This window comes from Methanomassiliicoccales archaeon (genome assembly GCA_029907465.1).
GTDB lineage: Archaea > Thermoplasmatota > Thermoplasmata > Methanomassiliicoccales > JACIVX01 > JACIVX01.
In genome coordinates this window covers 26,130-43,669 of the sequence record JARYLV010000015.1, presented here as the reverse complement: position 1 = coordinate 43,669, position 17,540 = coordinate 26,130, and the positions used below count along the sequence as shown (strand labels likewise).

Below are 17,540 nucleotides of genomic sequence, written 5' to 3'. Positions count from 1 at the left end.
TACCTGAGTCGATCAAAACACCGTTCATTGTCAGTTTGATCGACTTCCCGTCAAAACGAAGATTGGCCACTTTCGTCCCCGCACCGAGATTGCACCGCTCCCCGATGATGCTGTCACCGACATAGTTGTGATGGGCGATGTGCGTTTCTGCCATAATGATCGAATTCTTTATTTCCACAGCATTCCCGACTCTCACACCCCTGCCAAGACAAGTCGCAGGCCTGATGTAACAGTTCGGTCCGATGTCGCATTCCTTCGAAATGAACACAGGTCCCTCGATATAACAGCCGCTTCTCACCCTCGCACCTTTTTCAACGACGACATCGCCGATCAACGTTGCACCATTTTCCACCACACCTTCGATTTGTTTTTTGATTTTACTCATCAGAATTTCGTTTGCTTGGAGAAGATCCCATGGTCTTCCAACGTCAATCCAACCTTCTTTCAAAGGATAAACGATCACGTTATGCGATGCGGCTATCATGTTGAGGCTGTCCGTGATCTCATATTCTCCCCTCGGCGATCGTTTTGTCTTCCTGATCCATTGAAAAATTTCTGGTGTGAAGATAAACACACCAGCATTGACGAGTTTCGATGTTGGAACTTTTGGCTTTTCAATAATTTTCAAAAGTTTTTCTCCCGATGTCTCGATGACACCAAACCTCGATGGATCCTCGACTGTCACAGCTCCCATAACGATTGATCCATATTTGCGATGGAGACTGATCATCTCTTTGAGGTCCGATGCAGAGACGACGATATCGCCGTTGACGCAGAGAAATGAATCTTTCATGGCGCTCTCAGCGATGCCGATCGCGTGCGCTGTGCCCATTCTCTCTTTCTGTTCAAGATATTCGATGATGACGCCTTCAGCCGAACCGTCACCATAAAATTCCTTAATTCTGTTGCTCTTCCAGCCAACGAGAAGACTGATTTCTTTGATACCAGCGTCTTTCAGAGCGGCGATCAAATGACTGAGAAATGGTTTTCCAGCAACGAGTAGCAGCGGTTTCGGAATGTTCGATGTCAAAGGTCTGAGCCTCGTCCCCTCGCCTGCGGCTAAAATAAGCGCTTTCATGAAATACACCTTCTTGCGATTTCTGTCGAAATGGTCTTGAGCCTCGTGAGCGCTTCTTCTGTACGCGCTTCGACTGTGATCCTCATTTTTGGCTCCGTCCCAGATAATCGAATAAGGAACCAACCATCTGAGAATTCGGCTCTAAATCCATCCATCGTTAACAGATTATCGCACTTCACCTTTTCAATTTCTTGCGCGAGCCTGCTTTCGATTTCTCTCCTTCTCGCATGCTCGAAATTGAAAGAACCTCTAAATGATGGATAGATTTGCAACGAGTCAACGATTTCAGAAATTTTATTTTCAGAGGCGATTTTAACCAGGAGAGCAGCGGCATAAATCCCGTCGGGACAAAGCGAATTCTTCGCGAAAATGAAAGTGCCCGAAGGCTCCCCGCCAAACTCGATCCCAGTTTGTTTCATCATGGTCGAGACGTACGCGTCACCAACTCTTGTCCTTACCACTTTGCCCCCAACCAATTCGTCGATGATCATCGAGGAATCGATCGTCGTCACCACTCCGCCTTTTCCAAACATTGCAGTCAGCAGGGCAAGCAATTTGTCGCCCCCGATAAATCGTCCCTTCTCGTCGATAATCACAACCCGATCGCCATCACCATCGTGGGCGATGCCGATATCGGCATGCTCGTTGAGAACGATATCTTTCAATCGCACCAGTTGATCTTCTGTCGGTTCTGGCAATCTTCCTGGAAAAAAGCCATCTGGGTGCGAATTGATCGAGATGACTTTACAACCGAGTTCTCTAAGAAGGCGGGGCGTGATGATAGAGGTAGCACCGCATCCGCAATCAACGACAACCTTTGCCGCAATTGGGTCGACAAGTCTTGAAATGATTTCGATGTGAGACTCGACCGCGCCCTCATGTGTGAACTTCGTCCCGACGCTTCTCCAGTTAACCTTTTTGAACTTTAGCAATCTCACCACGTTTTCGATGTCTTCCATCTGATCATCATCGAATGAGGATCCATCGGGATTCCATATCTTAATTCCGTTGTATTCTGGTGGGTTATGGGAGGCCGTGATCATTATACCGCAATCGTAATCTCTTGTCGCATGCGCGAGGGTAGGCGTTGGTACTATGCCAGCATCGTAAACATCACCACCACATGACATGATTCCAGAAGAGAGAGCGCAAGCGATCATGTCCCCACTCGTTCGAACATCTTTCCCGATGACAACCCTGCGATACTGACCACCGATGGCAGCGCCAACCGCTTGTGCCAAATCAATTGTCATTTCATGATTGACAAGACCGCGGATGCCTGAGGAGCCGAAAAGTGATGTCACGTTAGATCGCCATTAAAAGAAAATTGCCGGAAATAAAGCTTTTTAATCGCAATATTTGTAAATAGGAGAGGGTTAGGAGAGTCGTGAAAACGGATCAGATTGCCTGCCAGTATTAGCCATATATCTGGTTTGTTGATTCGGCGAGAGATAGATTTTTAAAAGGGATAGGCACTGGATAAAGAGCATTATATGAAAAATTTTATATATGAGCATAAAGCATTACTAACCAGTCATATGGCCTGTTGCTGGCCGAAATTGACTTGCAAAAATAGGAGGGAAAAGAATTGGTAATGGAACAAATAAGCCTGGATAAGGCAAAAGAAATTGCTAAGAAGAAAGGATTGAAGCCCGGACGTGTCAAGGGAACAACTGGTGTCCAATTCACAAAGGGAAACAATCCTCGCCTCGAGATCATCTCATGGGAAGAATTTGAGAAGACGCTCGCGAAGAGAGGACTTGCCGTATACGAGAGCGGCGGCTGGATGAAAATCATGAAGAAATCCAAGTAATTTTTCTTTTTATTGTTTTTCTCTTATCTTGGTCTCTTTTGATAATTTTGTCTCGAGTTTTTTTTCGAAAAAATCAGATCAAATTCGTCTCGAATCAAATCGTTTCTGTTAATTATTTCGTCTTGATGAGGAGCCAGTTCTTTACATCTTTTTCTTTTCCCTTAAATCTGATCAGTGCATATCGGCCTCTCAGTTTCGTGCCTTCGATGTCAATAACGATTCTGTCAGGGGTTCTCTCGACAAGATGAAATTTCCCTCTATCCCAGATCTTCACTTCTCCGGAACCATATTGGCCTTCGGGAATCACGCCCTCGAAATTAAGATATTCAATTGGATGATCTTCTGTTTCGACAGCGAGACGCTTGACGCCCTTTTCCAAAGGGACACCTTTTGGAATAGCCCAACTTTTCAGAACGCCGTCAAGGGAAAGGCGAAAATCGAAATGCAAGTGCGAGGCATGATGTTCTTGAATGACAAACTCATCCTCAATCCCTTGAACGCTTCCCTCTGGCTCCGGGGTTATGATAAAATTTCTCTTTTTCTTGTATTCGTCGAGCGCCATCTCTCTCAATATTCTGAATTTGACGAACTCCTATAAATCAGGCATCATTGCGTGTTGCTTTTCCTTTACTTATCCAAATAAAATGTCAGGATTACTAAATCAAACGGCTTGAACTCAAGCCCTAAATACTCATGGATTGAGTATTGGGTAAGGTTTTAGTATCGCGACAGTATCTCTCTTTCTTAATCTAGTTGCAGGGATAACCAAGCCTGGCCAACGGTGCGAGATTCAGGGTCTCGTCGCGTAGGCGTTCGGGGGTTCAAATCCTCCTCCCTGCACTTTCTTTATTTACGATTTTGGAATGATTCTTTGTTCGTGATTTTAGTATTCTTTGGTAATAAGGAATTCAGTGGTAGCTCGTGAATCTGGATATAGAGTCGACTGTATTCGTCTTTTAAATTTCAATAGTGATTTCAGAATTCCTTCGATGTTCCACCCTAAAGATACGCAAATTGTATAAGGGAAGGTATCAATGATCAATTATTGGTGATATCGTGAAAGTCCTGGTCGTTTATGATTCGTCATATGGGAATACGGAAAAGATTGCTTTGTCCATATGCGCTGGCATGAAGGAAGTTGGCCTCAACGATGTAACTTGCAAAAAAGCGGATTCGGTCACAGCGGATGATTTCAAATCTGCAGATGTTTGGGTCTTGGGAAGTCCTACTCATGTTGGAAGTGCAACTGGAGCGATTAAGAAAGTTTTGAAATCTGCAATTAAAACTGGTGCGTCCGGAAAGATTGGAGCGGCCTTTGATACGAGATTCGACAAGGCTTCGAAAGGCGGCGCTCAGAAGATTCAGAAAATGATGGAACGTGCTGGAATGAAAATTGCCGTACCCGGAGAATGGTTTATCGTCGAGAACATGAAGGGGCCTCTTGCACCTGGAGAAGAGGCCAAAGCCGTTACTTTTGGAAGAAAAATCGCGGGTGCAATCAGACAGAAATGATCTTTCATGCTCCTTCATGTATGAATAGCGTGCTGATCTGCTTGTTCTGACGGTCCTTTTTCCACATCGAGGATCATTAGAATGATTGCCGCACAGAGGACAAAAAGGGATGCGATGACGAATGTCGCAAAGAAACCGAAATACTCAGCTATGATACCTCCGATGAATGATCCCATGATCGATCCAAGACCTTGGATTGCGCTATAAATACCGAGAGATTCTGTTCGAAATTCCGAGTACGACATGTTCGAGACGAGCGCGTTTCCCGCGACACTGAGGTTTGCCCAGCAAAAACCGATCAGTCCGTGAAGGATGCAAAGAGTGATGATTAGCCACTCTTTGGTCAGAGGAAGGAAGGTGACAGCGAAGAAAGACGGAAAAAGGACGATTCTTCCAACAAACGCAGCCAGTTGCGTCTTCTTTCCGCCAAAACGTGCAACCCATCTCCCCGCAATCGAGTAGGTAATCGCTGAAACCGCTGAGCTCGCGAGAAAAACAACGAAAACTTCTGAGTTAGAAATACCAACATAGTTTCTCAGATAAATTGGAAGACCCACATAGAACGTGAGAAAACCCGTGAATGCAAGAAATGTCATGATGTAATATTTTTTTAAATTCGAAGGAAAATTTCGCATGCTGAGATTTCTTGTGCTGATTCGAAGAATATGAAGAAGCCTGTGAGGAAAATATTTGACTTTTTCGAAGACGATGAGTGGCTGATCCAAAATATTTTTTTCAATGTGTTCCCTCCTGACCTTCTCTTCCGGTTCAGGAACCCATTTCAACGCGAGGAATAACGAGGCGAGGGCGAGCAAGCTCGCGACGAGGAAGAGCCCTCGTAAGGAAAAAACTGATTCTTTTGCCCCTGGCATGAATTCCAGCCATAAAGAACCTAGTATGAGACCAGCAACCCAACCGATACCGCCAACTTTACTGAAATCTCCTAATCTTCTTGCCCATTCATGCTTTCCAAACGATTCAAGAACGAGCACAGTGCCCACAGGTGCTGCGGCACATGCAAGAAGACCGAAGAAAAAGTTGGCGAGATAATAGGAGGAAATGGTCGTGGAAATCGCCATCATGAACAATGCAAACGCCATGCCTCCGAATCCAAGGAGTACGAAGGGGCGACGTTTTTTCGTTGTATCTGATAAATTCCCCCAGAGAATATTGCCCGGGACAGAGGCGATCGATGAAATAGCGCTGACGATGCCCACCTGGGTTAGACTACCTTTAAGTCCCTCAGTAACAAAGAGCGGAATGAGTGGAGAGGTGCTTCCACCCGCAATGTTGTATGGCAAGAATGTGTAGTACCAGCTCTCTTCGTTCTTCTTCATCGCACCCCATCCTGTTTTTTTAGAGATTGAAGCCGAGTATAGCAAGATCTCTTCAATAATCTTTTCTAAAATGTCGTTGGCTTCATCGAGTTCTCAAGAATAAATTATCTGGAAGTCTCATTTCTTGTCTTAGTTTGTATCTTTTGAAAAAAAGACCATGAGGAATCTTGAATATGCTGGGTGATTTGCTCACATACGAAGATTTCAATGAAGCTGAAAAATAAGCGGTTAAAATCGCCTTCTACACTGGGGCATGAGCGGTATTAATCTTCTAGACTTGAAATAAAAAAAGACAATCGTTCTCTTAAATTCCTGATATCTCATTGTTTGTGAAAGTAAAATTTACCAATTTGTCGCTTTCTATCGCATCATAGTGGTTTTCCTAAAAATAGCCAATACCTTTTCATAATATGAGATACTTTACCTAACATTTAAATATCAAAGAATAAATAACAAATTTGTCCGACAACCGTCGGACTAGTGGGATGGGATGTGAAAGTGCTTGTTAATTCATCGAGCAGAGCCTTTTTATTACCTCATACCGGGGGAATTATATGTTCTTGAAGCAAATTGAACTGGAAAATTTCAAATCTTTCGGCAAGAAGTTAACGATCCCCCTTTTAGAAGGGTACACCGCCGTGACGGGACCAAATGGATCTGGAAAATCGAACATCTCCGATGCAATTCTCTTTGTGCTCGGTCCGAAAAGTTCAAGGGCAATTCGGGCTGGTAAACTCACAGATCTCATTTTCAACGGCGGCAATTCAAAACAGCCAGCAAAATATACAAAAGTCTCGCTCATTTTTGATAATAAAGACCGGCTCATCCCCATTGATTCCGATACTGTCAAGCTGACAAGGCTCGTCAAGCTTTCGGACGCAGGAGATGGTTATAATTCATATTTCTATGTCAATGATCGAAAGTCAACACTAACGGAGTTTGAATCGTTGTTATCACATGCAAGAATCAGTGCTGATGGATACAATTTTGTCCAGCAGGGCGATGTGACGAAGATCGTTGAAATGTCAAATATTGAGAGAAGAAGAATTCTCGATGATATTTCTGGTATCAGCAGGTATGATGAAGAAATAGCAAAGGCAGAAAATGAAAGGAAGGAAGCAGAGCAGAATATTGAGAGAATCACCATCATCATGAATGAACTCGAAAAGCAGATCGAGCAACTTAAGGGGGAGAGGGAATCAGCGCTTAAGTACCTCGAAATTAAAAACACCCTCAGTCTTTCAAAAGCGCAGCTCGCGCACAAGAGGAGAGAAAGTGTTCTCACTGAGATCGATTCGATAAAGAGCCAGATTGAACAATATGATCGGGAACTCAACGATCATCAGCTGAGAAAGGACGAAATATCAAAAAAGATCAACGAAATGGAACTCCGGATAAAAGAAATCGAAGACGAAGCGTCGAAAAAAGGCGGGGAGAGTTTCAAGGAACTCAAGGAGAAAATCGATTTTGCGAAGATCCAGATTGCCAGGTTGCGCGATCAAGCCGAAAGAGCTCTGGAAAGTACAAAAGAAATTGAAGAATCTTTACAAACTAAAAAAGAGGAAAGGGAGCAGCTTTCCCCTGAAGTCGAGCGACTGGAAAGCGAGTTGAAGAATCTCGATTCGCAGCTGCAGAGCAGGTCTGAATTACTCTCGTCAAAGAAACAAGCTCTTGAAGAGATTCAGAACAGAGTTGGCGCGTTCGACGAAGAACTTCAATCGTTGCAGCAAAAGATCTCTTCTCTCGAGGAGGAAATCAAAGCAAAAGAGGAGAATCTCCACGCGCTTTCGATGGAGCGGGAGAGACTGGAGGAGAAAAAGAGCAGGATTGAATCAGAGATTTCCCTCCTCGAGGAATCGAGAAAGAGCCTTGAGTTTGAAATCAACGATGCCGAATGGAATATCAAGACCCTCAGGAGCGCCGATAAAGATTCAGTGAAGGAAATAAAAGCGCTCCAGGAGCAGTATCTTTCGAAAAAGAATCTCGAGTCAAAATTGAGCCGTCAGGCGGATGAGCTTGAGCAGGCAATTCAGCGTCTCACGCGAGAATACAATCACTTGAAGGCTGAGCAGGAAGCTCTCGAAAGCGTCGCGAAGGGATATACACGTGCGGTTCGCAGCATCCTTGAAGCGCGTGATCGAAGGGAACTTAAGGGAATTCACGGGACGATTGCAGAACTCGCTGAGGTCGACGAAAAATACCAAACAGCGCTGAATGTCGCCGCAGGCGCAAGAATGCAGTCAATTGTTGTTGACGATGATGAGGTGGCCGCACAGGCGATCGAATATTTGAAAAAGAATAACCTCGGCAGGGCGATCTTCTTACCGCTCAACAAGATGCTCGATGGAAAGCCAAGGGGTAAGGCGATTCTTGCAGAAAAGGAATCCCTCGGTTACGCGATTGATCTCGTGAAATTCGATGAAAAGTATAGGCCAGCATTCTGGTATGTCTTCGGCGACACCGTTGTTATGGAAACGCTCGAAAAAGCAAGAAGGTTCATGGGAGGAGTTCGCCTCGTGACACTCGAGGGCGAGTTGCTAGAAGCTTCTGGTGCGATGATCGGGGGGACGATCGAGGGAACTCAGGTCAAATTCGGGTCTGCCTCAAAGAGCAAGCTTGACGAAATTGGTGAAGAGTTAAGAAAGGCGACCGACGAGGCTGAGAAAGTCGGGGAGGAGTTGAGAAAGGTCAGGGCTGAACTTATTGAAATTGAAAATAGGATCCGCGAATTGAACAGCGCTGGTGGTGCGAACGATGTGCGCCTGAAGGCCCTCGAGTCACGAAAAGAGGAGGTCAAAGCGAGGCTCCTCAAGGTTAAGAACGAACTTGAAACGCGGAGGAAGGAAAAGGAGGAGGTCGAGAAATCTCTTACTTTTATCGCGGAGAAAACAGAGCTTATCACGAAGGAAATTGCCGAGGCCTCTGAGCTAAGAGAACAGGAAAAGAAAAGGATGTGCGAACTGGCCCCGATGGATCTCTCGAAAAAGCTCAAGGATCTTCAGGCAGAAGTCGTTGAACTCATTAACGAGGTCTCCGAATTGAAGTCTCAGCGGGAGGCGGTTTCGGGGAAGTTGCAAGTGGTGAGGAGGAGACTCGAAGACCTTGGCGTGATGGAAGCGGAGGCGAAGGAAAAGATTGAAAGATTAATGACTGAAGCGAAGGAAGCGACGGAAAAAGAACAGCGGTTCAAGGTCGAGCTCTCAGCGTTACTCAAGATCGAGGAATCAATGGGCAAGGAGATCAACGAGTTGAGGGAAAGGAGAGATGAGCTATTCAAAGAAAAAACGAATCTCGAGGCAGAAAAAGATAAATTGCAGTCGAGAATTGAAACGATCAAGGATTTCTCCGTTGGACTGACAACAAAGCTGGCTGTCGCAGAGGATAAGCTTAAGGAGGTCGACGAGGAGATCAAGCAGTACAATGTACAAATCGTCTACCCGCTACCATCCTCCGAGTCGTTGAAGGAAAAGATCAACTCATGTGAGAGGCAACTTGCTTCGATGGGCGCCGTCAATCTAAAGGCAATTGAAGACTACGACGCGAAGAAAGCGAGGTATGACGAGCTAAAATCGGAAATGCAAAGGCTCTCGGACCAGAGAAATGATCTCCTGAAGCTCATGGCAGATCTGAATGAAAAGAAGAAGACAGGTCTCCTCAAGGTCTACGAAGCCGTCAATGAGAACTTCAAGAGGACTTATGCTGAATTGTCTGGTGGTGGAGAGGCGGAACTTGTCCTTGAAAATCCAGAAGAGCCTTTCCAGGGAGGCTTAATCATCAGGGCGAAGCCAAAGAATGGGAAGACGCTGAGGCTGGAGGCACTCAGTGGAGGGGAGAAGAGTCTCACTGCACTCGCATTTATCTTCGCCATTCAGGAATATCAACCGTCACCGTTTTATCTGCTCGATGAGGTGGACATGTTCCTCGATGCAGTCAATGCAGACACGGTAGCTCATAGGATACAGCGCGCGTCGAAGACCGCCCAGTTCATACAGATTTCACTGAGGAAGGTCACGTTAAATAAGGCCGATCATATCATTGGCGTGACGAAACAAGAGGGAGGTATCAGTACGGTCATCATGAGACCAAACATCAGCGACATAGCAGACTTCCATGAGGATGCTGCCAAGTCGAATGGTAATGCCGCGGAGGGGGTTGCATGACGTTGTGTGAAAACGCAGCATCGATCCTCGACCACCTTCTCTTCCATAAAGCGATCATCGATGACGGGGATCGCGCAATGAGGATTGACCATTACCTTGAACTTCTGCATCAAGCCGAGTCTCAGGCCTCCCTCATCACAACGAATCCTCTTGACAGGGCGGTACAGTTGGTCTTCGAGCTCGTGATCTCGAATAATCTCGATCCTTGGGATATTGACCTGGTGCAGTTCACTAAGCTCTACACTGAAAAAATGCAGGACGAGGAAATCAATTTCATTGTCGCTGGTAAGCTCATGTTTATGGCGTGGATGATCCTCCGCCTGCAAAGCGAAAAAGTCCTCGAGATGCACCGCAGAGCAGAGGCTTATGACTTGTTCTGTAGTGATTGGGATTTCGATCATCTTGACATGTTGACGAACTCAACGGATTCGATGCCACTTGAATGCGATATCTTGGATCATGTCGAACTTACAGAAGCTATCAGACGTGGTAGCTCACGGCCGGTCTCACTCGTCGAACTCCTCGACGCCTTCGATGAGGCGCGGAAAGAAGCTGAAGCGAATCTCAGGAGGGCAGCGATCAGGGAGGAGATGAAAAAGGCCGGGATCAAGTTCGATGAAAAATCGCATTCTGAGGACGTCGAAAAGGACGTCGAGATCGTTTGGCAACGGATCCAGCGTTGCGGTCCTGGCGTGATCAGCATCGAGGACCTTTGGGAAGAATCGAAAGAAGACCGAGTCATGGTCTTCGTTTCACTCCTCTTCCTCGCGAAAATGGGTAAAATCTCTCTCACGCAGGACGACCTACCGTACGGCCAGATCTTCGTCGAGGCCAGGGTGCCGTGGGACATCGGCGCGATTGAGGATGCAGTGACACCTGAAACCACATTTTCGAACGGTGAAGCGGTGATGTGATGTGGATCCTGTGAGGGTCGTCGAAGCAGTGCTTTACTCCTCCACGAAGCCGATCAGCGTCTCCGAAATTGCCACAGCGACGCAGTTACCGCCCTCCCAGGTTCGAAAAGCGCTGAAGACGCTTGTCGCCGAGTATGATGAACGGAAATCAGCGATTGAAATCGTCAAGATACGCAGCCGTTATTCAATGCAGCTCAGGAAAGAGTATCACGATTATGCGACGCCCTTCGCTGAGCGGGAGTTGCCTGATAGCGTGCTCAGGGTCGCCGCCATGATCGCGTATCATCAGCCGGTACTCCAGAGCGACCTTGCGAAGATGCTTGGGGCAGATGTGTACGAGGGCGTGAAGACGCTCAGGTCTATGGGCCTGGTCGCAGCGAGAAAGAAGGGTCAGACGCTCGAACTGAGAACGACGAGGCGTTTCCTCGAGTATTTCGGCATCGCAGGCTCGACGCAAGAGGATATCAGGAAATGGATGGAGAGCCAGGTAAATAAGTCCGGACAGGAATAATCATATGGGTTGGAGATATCAAACCGCAGTCAACTTAGCGAGTAGAATCCCTCAAATACCGACATTACTTCCATCTGAAATGTTTCTGATATCGTTTCACCAAGTCAAATCGTCTGTGCGTCATCGCATCTAATAACATAACACTCTTTTGCTCGATGATTTCTTATTGTAGTTAAGTGAAAATAGATCAGGTTACAGGATGCTCGGCCCCCTCTAACAGAAGGTATCTGCGCGTCCAGAAAATACCTTGAATTTTTTCAAAAAGAAAGGTTTAAATTCTTTACCTACGATGACTGGATTAAGGGATACTATGGTAATGCCGCTTGCGCTGTTAGAGAAGTCAATGAACAAGAAAATATCACTCTTGTTGAAGGACAACAGGATATTGGAAGGAAGACTCGCGGGATATGATGATTATATGAATATGGTTCTCGAAGACACCGAAGAGCGCACAGCTGATCAGACACGGCGCTTGGGCACTGTTATACTAAGGGGAAACAACGTCGTCAGCATCGCTCCGCTGTGAAATTTGACAATCATATTGGGTCAGTAGTCCCGACGAAGTGGCTCGCAGACCATGAAGGCAGTAATCCTCGCTGGAGGGATGGGCACACGTCTCAGACCGTTGACAAATATAATACCAAAACCGCTCATCCCCTTAGTCGATAAGCCGCTCATCTCGCACATCATCGACTCCCTTCCCCGCTACATTGATACAGTTTTCCTCGCTGTCAATTATAAAAAGGATGTCCTAGAGGATTACTTTAAAAAGACTCATGGTAGAAAAGTCATCCTCGTCGAGGAGCGAGAGCCGCTGGGAACGGGCGGTGCCCTGAAGAACGTAAGCCGTTATCTCGATGATACGTTTGTAGCGTGCAACGGTGACATCATCTCATCGATAGATGTTGCAGCAATGATCGAGGAACACCGCCAGAAAGGTGGGATTGGCATGATTGCCTTATGGCGTGTAAATGATCCCAGCGCCTTTGGGGCTGTTAGCTTATCAGAGGACAAGAGGATCGAGCTCTTCCAGGAAAAGCCCAAACCGGGTGAAGCGTGTTCGAATCTCATCAACGCAGGGATCTATGTCTTCGAGCCAGAGATCCTCGACTGCATTGGGGACGGCTTTGTATCACTGGAGCGTGAAGTCTTTCCGAAGATTCTTGACCGTGGCCTCTACGGTTATTCATTCGATGGCTACTGGGTTGACTGCGGTGTGAGGGAAAATCTCCTCGAGGCACAACGGATACTCCTCAGCGAGAGGGGCGAGGTCTGTTTGGATTCAAGAATCGATGCGAAGGCGAGAATCGTTTCTCCGAATTTCATTACCGATGCTGAGATCGGTTCCGCGACTGTCGGTCCTTGTGTCTGTATTTGCGGACGCTCAGTGGTTCATGATGGGGCAAAGGTTTCGTGTAGCCTGCTTATGGAAGGGAGTGTCGTCGGAAGAGGGGCCGTCGTGAGGAATTCGATCGTCGGGCCAAATGTGCGCGTGGGCGACGGAGAGATCGTGGAGAATTCGATCTTGGTATGATCTCAAATCTAATAGTGGGTCGCATGTACAGACCAAATCCGCACCAGCTCGGAATCTCTTTGGCGAGCTCCTGTCCAGACAGTCCAGATATCATGCAAGTCTCAAGTAAGTTATATATTTATGTTAAGAACGGTTTCGGGTAATGCGTACCAGGGACTGAGATGAGTTTCAGCGACACGATACTCAATATCATCAGCAGAAAGTCATTTCGGAGGGGCTGGAACGCTTTCATTGTTTTCTTCTTCCTCGTCTTTGTCATACTCCCAACTATCTATATCCTCTCATATGTCTTCACACACTGGAGTGCGATCGAAAACAATGTACTCAGTGACCGCGAAACAACTAACATCATACTTAGCTCGATTCTTGTCTCATTTGAAATCGCAGCGGTCGTCACCGTCGTCGATTTCATTGTCGGCCTCCCCCTCGCATGGCTCCTTGTGCGTAAGGAGTTCAGAGGCAAAAGATTCCTCGACACATTGATCGATATGCCACTCGCTGTTCCCACCGCTGCACTCGGTTTCTCGAGCGCAATTTTCTGGGCAACGACGTCCCCCTCGGTCGAGACACCGCCCTTCGCACTCGGAGCAATCTCGTCGCCTATGCTCCTCGTCATTCTCCTGCACATCGTCTTCTCTTATCCCTACATGGTAAGATCACTTGCAGCGATTCTCGAACAGATCGACGTCACATATGAAATCGCAGGACAGACGCTCGGTGCAAGCAAGCTGACCGCGGCAAGGACCATCACCCTTCCCCTTTTCAGGGCAGGTCTCGTGACCGGCATCATTCTTTGTTTTTCTCGCAGTCTGAGCGAAACAGGCGGAACGATGATCGCGCTCGCGACGATGGCGAATGCGGCTGGGTTCAACACAGGCCCAACTCTCATAGGTGAATGGAAGAGACTGTCAGTGACTCATCCTGAGTTGATCCCGCAACTATCGTTCGTCAGTATTTTGCTCATCATCATCGCACTCGTTCTTCTCGCTATATTGAAGGTCATCGTGATGAAGGTGAGATTGCCGTTCGGGAAGGTCTGGCCCCGACCAGAAAAGATTTTGAGTCGGGGCTTCGCCCCGAAGATGAAAGACGCGCTCTCTCTCATTTTTCTTGTTTTCTTCGTTTTGCTCCCCTCTTTTTTCATTTTTTCTTTTGTCGCAACGGCTTCACCAACTAGTGGTGACTGGGGCGGGTTCTGGAGCAGCCTCATCTATTCCTTCGGGATCGCATTCATCGTGACCCTCATCGACCTCTCTTTTGGGATTCCGCTTGCGTTTTTCATCGTGAGGAGTGAATCAAGGAAACTATCAAGCGCACTCGATGTCCTTGTCAATGTGCCCTTGATCGTCCCAACGGCAGCGCTAGGGTTCTCCCTCGGTCAATTCTACAGTGACCAACCCTTCATTCCTGCCATTCCGACACTGCTCATCATCATGGCTCACGTCGCTTTCACATATCCCCTCGTCGTCAGGAATGTTGCTGGTGCGATCGAAGAGATCGACCCCTCGTATGAAGAAACTGCGAGGACGCTCGGCGCGAAACCGATCCAGGCATTCCGTCGTGTGCTTTATCCAATGATCAAGAGCTCCATCCTCGCTGGTTCGATCATGGCCTTTACCAGAAGTCTCGGTGAGACCGGTGCGACGCAGGCGGTCGTCAGCGAGGCGTTGACCGCACCTGTTTATATCGTTGAGCTTGTGAAAGGCCAGGAATACTACCTTGCTGGTCTGGCTTGCATCGCGCTCATTTCCGTGTCCTACGCTGCAATGCTCCTACTGCGTTACCTCACGAGAAGGAAGAGGAGGACTGTCTAGATGCCTGAGATACGACTCGAACGTATCAGCAAATCTTACGGTTCCACTCAGGCTCTCGATAATCTCGATCTCACTGTTCACAACGGGGAGTATCTATGTCTCCTCGGACCAACCGGAGCTGGCAAAACGACGACTTTGAGGATCATCGCTGGCCTTACAAGCCCCGACTCTGGGAAGATTTATTTCAATGGTAGAGAGGTGACACACGTGGAACCAGAATACCGGAAGGCGGTTTTCTTGTCACAGACATACTCGCTCTTCCCTCATATGACGGTCGCAGAGAATATCATTTTTGGGCCCGACATCAGGGACTGGCCAGAGGAAATGAAAAAGCGGACATTGGCCGAGATGCTTGACCTCGTCCGTCTCTCGCGCCGAGCCGACGCATATCCGAGAGAATTAAGTGGGGGGATGCAGCAGCGCACAGCACTCGCAAGGGCACTCGCATCGGGTGCGGAAGTTCTCCTACTGGATGAACCACTTCGGGCTCTCGACGCGCGGCTGCGATTAGGTCTGCGTCGGGAGCTCCGTTCCCTCGCAAAGTCCCTCGGCATCACGACGATTCATGTGACTCATGATCAAGAAGAGGCATTGGTCATGGCTGATCGAATTGCAGTGATCAGGAAGGGAAAGATTGCACAGATTGGTACGCCCGAGGAGATCTTTGATCACCCAGATTCACCGTTTGTGGCAAATTTTGTCGGCCAGTCGAATTTCTTTAGAGGCACCGTTGTGAGCAATAGTGATGTGACGCTCATCAAAGATGATAGGGGGAGGGTAATGCCTGCCCGGCGTTCGAATTTCAAACCAGGCGACTGCGTTGCTATAGCGGTTAAGGTCGGCAACACCGAGATCGTGAAATCCAGTGATGGTTATTTGACTGGCACGGTCGAGCGGATTTTGTTCGAAGGGCGCAATCTCTTTGTTGACATCTCGATCAAGGAAACGGGGCGATGTTCGTCTAAGATGCCAGCGAAATTCCTCGATAAGATCAAGGTAGGAGACGAGGTCGGTATACGCTGGGATGCCGAGAAGGCCTCTATCTTTTCACTCGAGAAATGCAACCTTGATGAGGAGTTGAAGGTGGAATGAGATGCCGACGGTCGAATTAAGGAACGTCACGATGAAGTGGGGGCGTGTTACTGCAGCGGAGGACGTCAATTTGAGGATTGAGGACAGGGAATATGTGACGATCCTTGGCCCTTCTGGATGTGGTAAGACAACACTCGTGAAAATCATCGCAGGCATCTTCGAACCCAGTTCCGGTGAGGTGTTCATTGACGGCAAGAATATGAGGGGCGTACCAATAGAAGAACGCGATATTGGATACGTCTTCCAGAACATCGCTCTTTTCCCGCATCTCGATGTTTATGACAATGTCGCTTACGGTCTCAGGGTCAAGGGTGCCGATCAAGAGGAACTGGAAAAAATACCGCGGCAGTATCTCGATCTTGTCAAGTTGCTCGACAAGATGAAGATGTTCCCTCCTTCCCTCTGTGGTGGGGAGCAACAAAAAGTTTCGCTTGCACGCGCCCTGTCAACAGGTGCGAAACTCCTCCTTCTTGACGAACCGCTTTCTGCGCTTGATGCAAGGGTTAGGGTTGACTTAAGATATGAACTCAGAAGACTCGTCAAGTCCCTCGGTCTCACGGCACTTCATGTAACTCACGACCAGGAAGAGGCGATGAGTGTTTCAGACAGAATTGTGGTCATGAGAAGCGGGAGAATCGTTGAAATCGGAACGCCGATGAAAATTTATACAAGACCACAGAATATTTTCACGGCCAATTTCATTGGAGAAACGAATTTGCTTGAAGGCTGGGTAACACGTACTTGTGAAAACGAGACGGAGGTTGAATTGAGAGACGGAACGGCGATTGTTGCCTCTTCTTCAGATTTCAGGGAGGGGGATGCTGTCGTTGTCTCAATCAGACCGGAGAATCTCTTTTCGTCTGAACACGGGATCGAGGCGGTCATTACCGATATGAGATATATTGGCACCTTTATTCGTGTGATTGCCAAGGCAAGAACGGAGGAAACCATTGAATTTGACATCCCGACGTCGAAAAAACGTGAATATAATATTGGGGATGAAATTCATTTATCATTCGAAAAGGACTCGGCGCTCGTGTTCGCGAGAGGCCCGGGCGGGATCGAGGAGGCGATAAGTCTTGAGTGAAAAGAGATCACTATTGGATTGGTTCAGCAAACGTCGTGAGTCTGTGGTGATGAACGGGATTAGAAATCATGCGCTCCGCGTGAGCGACACGATCGCGGAACTCAACAGGGCGATTGCAGCGATCGGTGATGGTGAAAGGGCGAAGGCGCTTGAGGCGATACAGAGGCTTCTCGTCTCCGAAAAAGAAGCAGATTTCTATGAGTCGACGATTAGCGAGGAGCTCAGCAAGGGCGATCTCGATGCGAGGGAGAGAGAGGATTTGATGCATCTTGTGCGCAGGATGGACTACGTGGCGGATTGGGGCAAAGAGGCAGCGTTGAATTTACGGATGGTAATCGAAGCGGGCGTGGAGGTGCCGAAGTCTCTATGGGAGAAGTACCATGCGATGACGGCTGAACTTGAGCGCGCGACACGGATGCTGAAAATGAGTATCGATAACCTCGGTGTTAATGAGGAGGAGGTTGTCAAGCACGAGCGCGAGGTTGAGACTGCGGAACACAACCTTGATGATATGTATTTCGACACGAAGAAACAGATCCTTTTTGCAGAAATGGATCCCAGGGCGATTTTCCTCATGAGAGATATACTGCATGGAATCGAGAATTCGGCTGACAGCTGCAAAGATGCGGCGGACATTATACACATACTTCTAACAGCAGAACAGCACCGCGCGAGGTAGGGGATCGTT

General features: G+C 47.6%; 15 protein-coding genes and 1 tRNA gene. 12 read left to right on the top strand and 4 right to left on the bottom strand.

All coding sequences use genetic code 11. The features are described from left to right. Together QHH00_06410 and glmM are read right to left on the bottom strand one after the other, a co-directional pair. Window positions 1–1,078 (bottom strand): sugar phosphate nucleotidyltransferase (locus QHH00_06410; protein MDH7509013.1); only part of this gene is annotated, 1,078 nt, incomplete at its 3' end. Then, window positions 1,075–2,382 carry a phosphoglucosamine mutase gene (glmM, locus tag QHH00_06405; protein MDH7509012.1) on the bottom strand — a complete coding sequence of 436 codons (1,308 nt, stop codon included), beginning with the start codon at window positions 2,380–2,382 and terminating at the stop codon, window positions 1,075–1,077. The genes QHH00_06410 and glmM, both read right to left, overlap by 4 nt. Window positions 2,383–2,672: 290 nt before the next feature. Here glmM and QHH00_06400 point away from each other — a divergent pair, with 290 nt between their 5' ends. After that, window positions 2,673–2,891 carry a hypothetical protein gene (locus QHH00_06400; GenBank protein MDH7509011.1) on the top strand — a complete coding sequence of 73 codons (219 nt, stop codon included), beginning with the start codon at window positions 2,673–2,675 and terminating at the stop codon, window positions 2,889–2,891. Window positions 2,892–3,003: 112 nt separating this feature from the next. Here QHH00_06400 and QHH00_06395 read toward each other — a convergent pair whose 3' ends face one another. After that, window positions 3,004–3,453 (bottom strand): DNA polymerase ligase N-terminal domain-containing protein, encoded by a 450-nt coding sequence (locus QHH00_06395; GenBank protein MDH7509010.1) that lies wholly within the window; start codon window positions 3,451–3,453, stop codon window positions 3,004–3,006. 193 nt (window positions 3,454–3,646) lie between these two features. On the opposite strand from QHH00_06395, the gene QHH00_06390 reads away from it, so the two are divergent. Continuing rightward, window positions 3,647–3,731: transfer RNA gene (locus QHH00_06390), tRNA-Leu, on the top strand. Between the two features lie 216 nt (window positions 3,732–3,947). Next, window positions 3,948–4,403 (top strand): flavodoxin domain-containing protein, encoded by a 456-nt coding sequence (locus tag QHH00_06385; GenBank protein ID MDH7509009.1) that lies wholly within the window; start codon window positions 3,948–3,950, stop codon window positions 4,401–4,403. 14 nt (window positions 4,404–4,417) lie between these two features. Here the strand turns inward: QHH00_06385 and QHH00_06380 are convergent, their stop codons facing one another. Beyond that, window positions 4,418–5,740: an MFS transporter gene (locus tag QHH00_06380; protein MDH7509008.1), complete on the bottom strand. Its 1,323-nt coding sequence runs from the start codon at window positions 5,738–5,740 to the stop codon at window positions 4,418–4,420. A 554-nt stretch (window positions 5,741–6,294) separates the two neighbouring features. Between QHH00_06380 and smc the strand changes: the two genes are divergently transcribed. The 9 genes from smc to QHH00_06335 all read left to right on the top strand — a co-directional run bounded on the left by smc (window position 6,295) and on the right by QHH00_06335 (window position 17,531). After that, window positions 6,295–9,900, top strand: coding sequence for a chromosome segregation protein SMC (gene smc, locus QHH00_06375; GenBank protein ID MDH7509007.1), 3,606 nt, complete (start codon window positions 6,295–6,297; stop codon window positions 9,898–9,900). Continuing rightward, window positions 9,897–10,814, top strand: a complete 918-nt coding sequence (locus QHH00_06370) for a segregation/condensation protein A (protein ID MDH7509006.1) — start codon at window positions 9,897–9,899, stop codon at window positions 10,812–10,814. Before smc ends, QHH00_06370 begins: the two co-directional genes overlap by 4 nt. A 1-nt stretch (window position 10,815) precedes the next feature. After that, window positions 10,816–11,325 carry an SMC-Scp complex subunit ScpB gene (gene scpB, locus QHH00_06365; GenBank protein MDH7509005.1) on the top strand — a complete coding sequence of 170 codons (510 nt, stop codon included), beginning with the start codon at window positions 10,816–10,818 and terminating at the stop codon, window positions 11,323–11,325. Window positions 11,326–11,614: 289 nt separating this feature from the next. Continuing rightward, window positions 11,615–11,851 (top strand): LSM domain-containing protein, encoded by a 237-nt coding sequence (locus tag QHH00_06360; protein MDH7509004.1) that lies wholly within the window; start codon window positions 11,615–11,617, stop codon window positions 11,849–11,851. Window positions 11,852–11,902: 51 nt separating this feature from the next. Then, window positions 11,903–12,859 (top strand): NDP-sugar synthase, encoded by a 957-nt coding sequence (locus QHH00_06355; GenBank protein ID MDH7509003.1) that lies wholly within the window; start codon window positions 11,903–11,905, stop codon window positions 12,857–12,859. A gap of 161 nt (window positions 12,860–13,020) precedes the next feature. Next, window positions 13,021–14,673: an ABC transporter permease subunit gene (locus tag QHH00_06350; protein ID MDH7509002.1), complete on the top strand. Its 1,653-nt coding sequence runs from the start codon at window positions 13,021–13,023 to the stop codon at window positions 14,671–14,673. Then, window positions 14,674–15,765: an ABC transporter ATP-binding protein gene (locus QHH00_06345; GenBank protein MDH7509001.1), complete on the top strand. Its 1,092-nt coding sequence runs from the start codon at window positions 14,674–14,676 to the stop codon at window positions 15,763–15,765. A gap of 1 nt (window position 15,766) precedes the next feature. Next, a complete protein-coding gene (locus tag QHH00_06340) occupies window positions 15,767–16,852 on the top strand; it encodes an ABC transporter ATP-binding protein (protein MDH7509000.1) in 1,086 nt (361 codons plus the stop codon). Beyond that, window positions 16,845–17,531, top strand: a complete 687-nt coding sequence (locus QHH00_06335; protein ID MDH7508999.1) for a DUF47 family protein — start codon at window positions 16,845–16,847, stop codon at window positions 17,529–17,531. Before QHH00_06340 ends, QHH00_06335 begins: the two co-directional genes overlap by 8 nt. Window positions 17,532–17,540 lie beyond the last annotated feature (9 nt).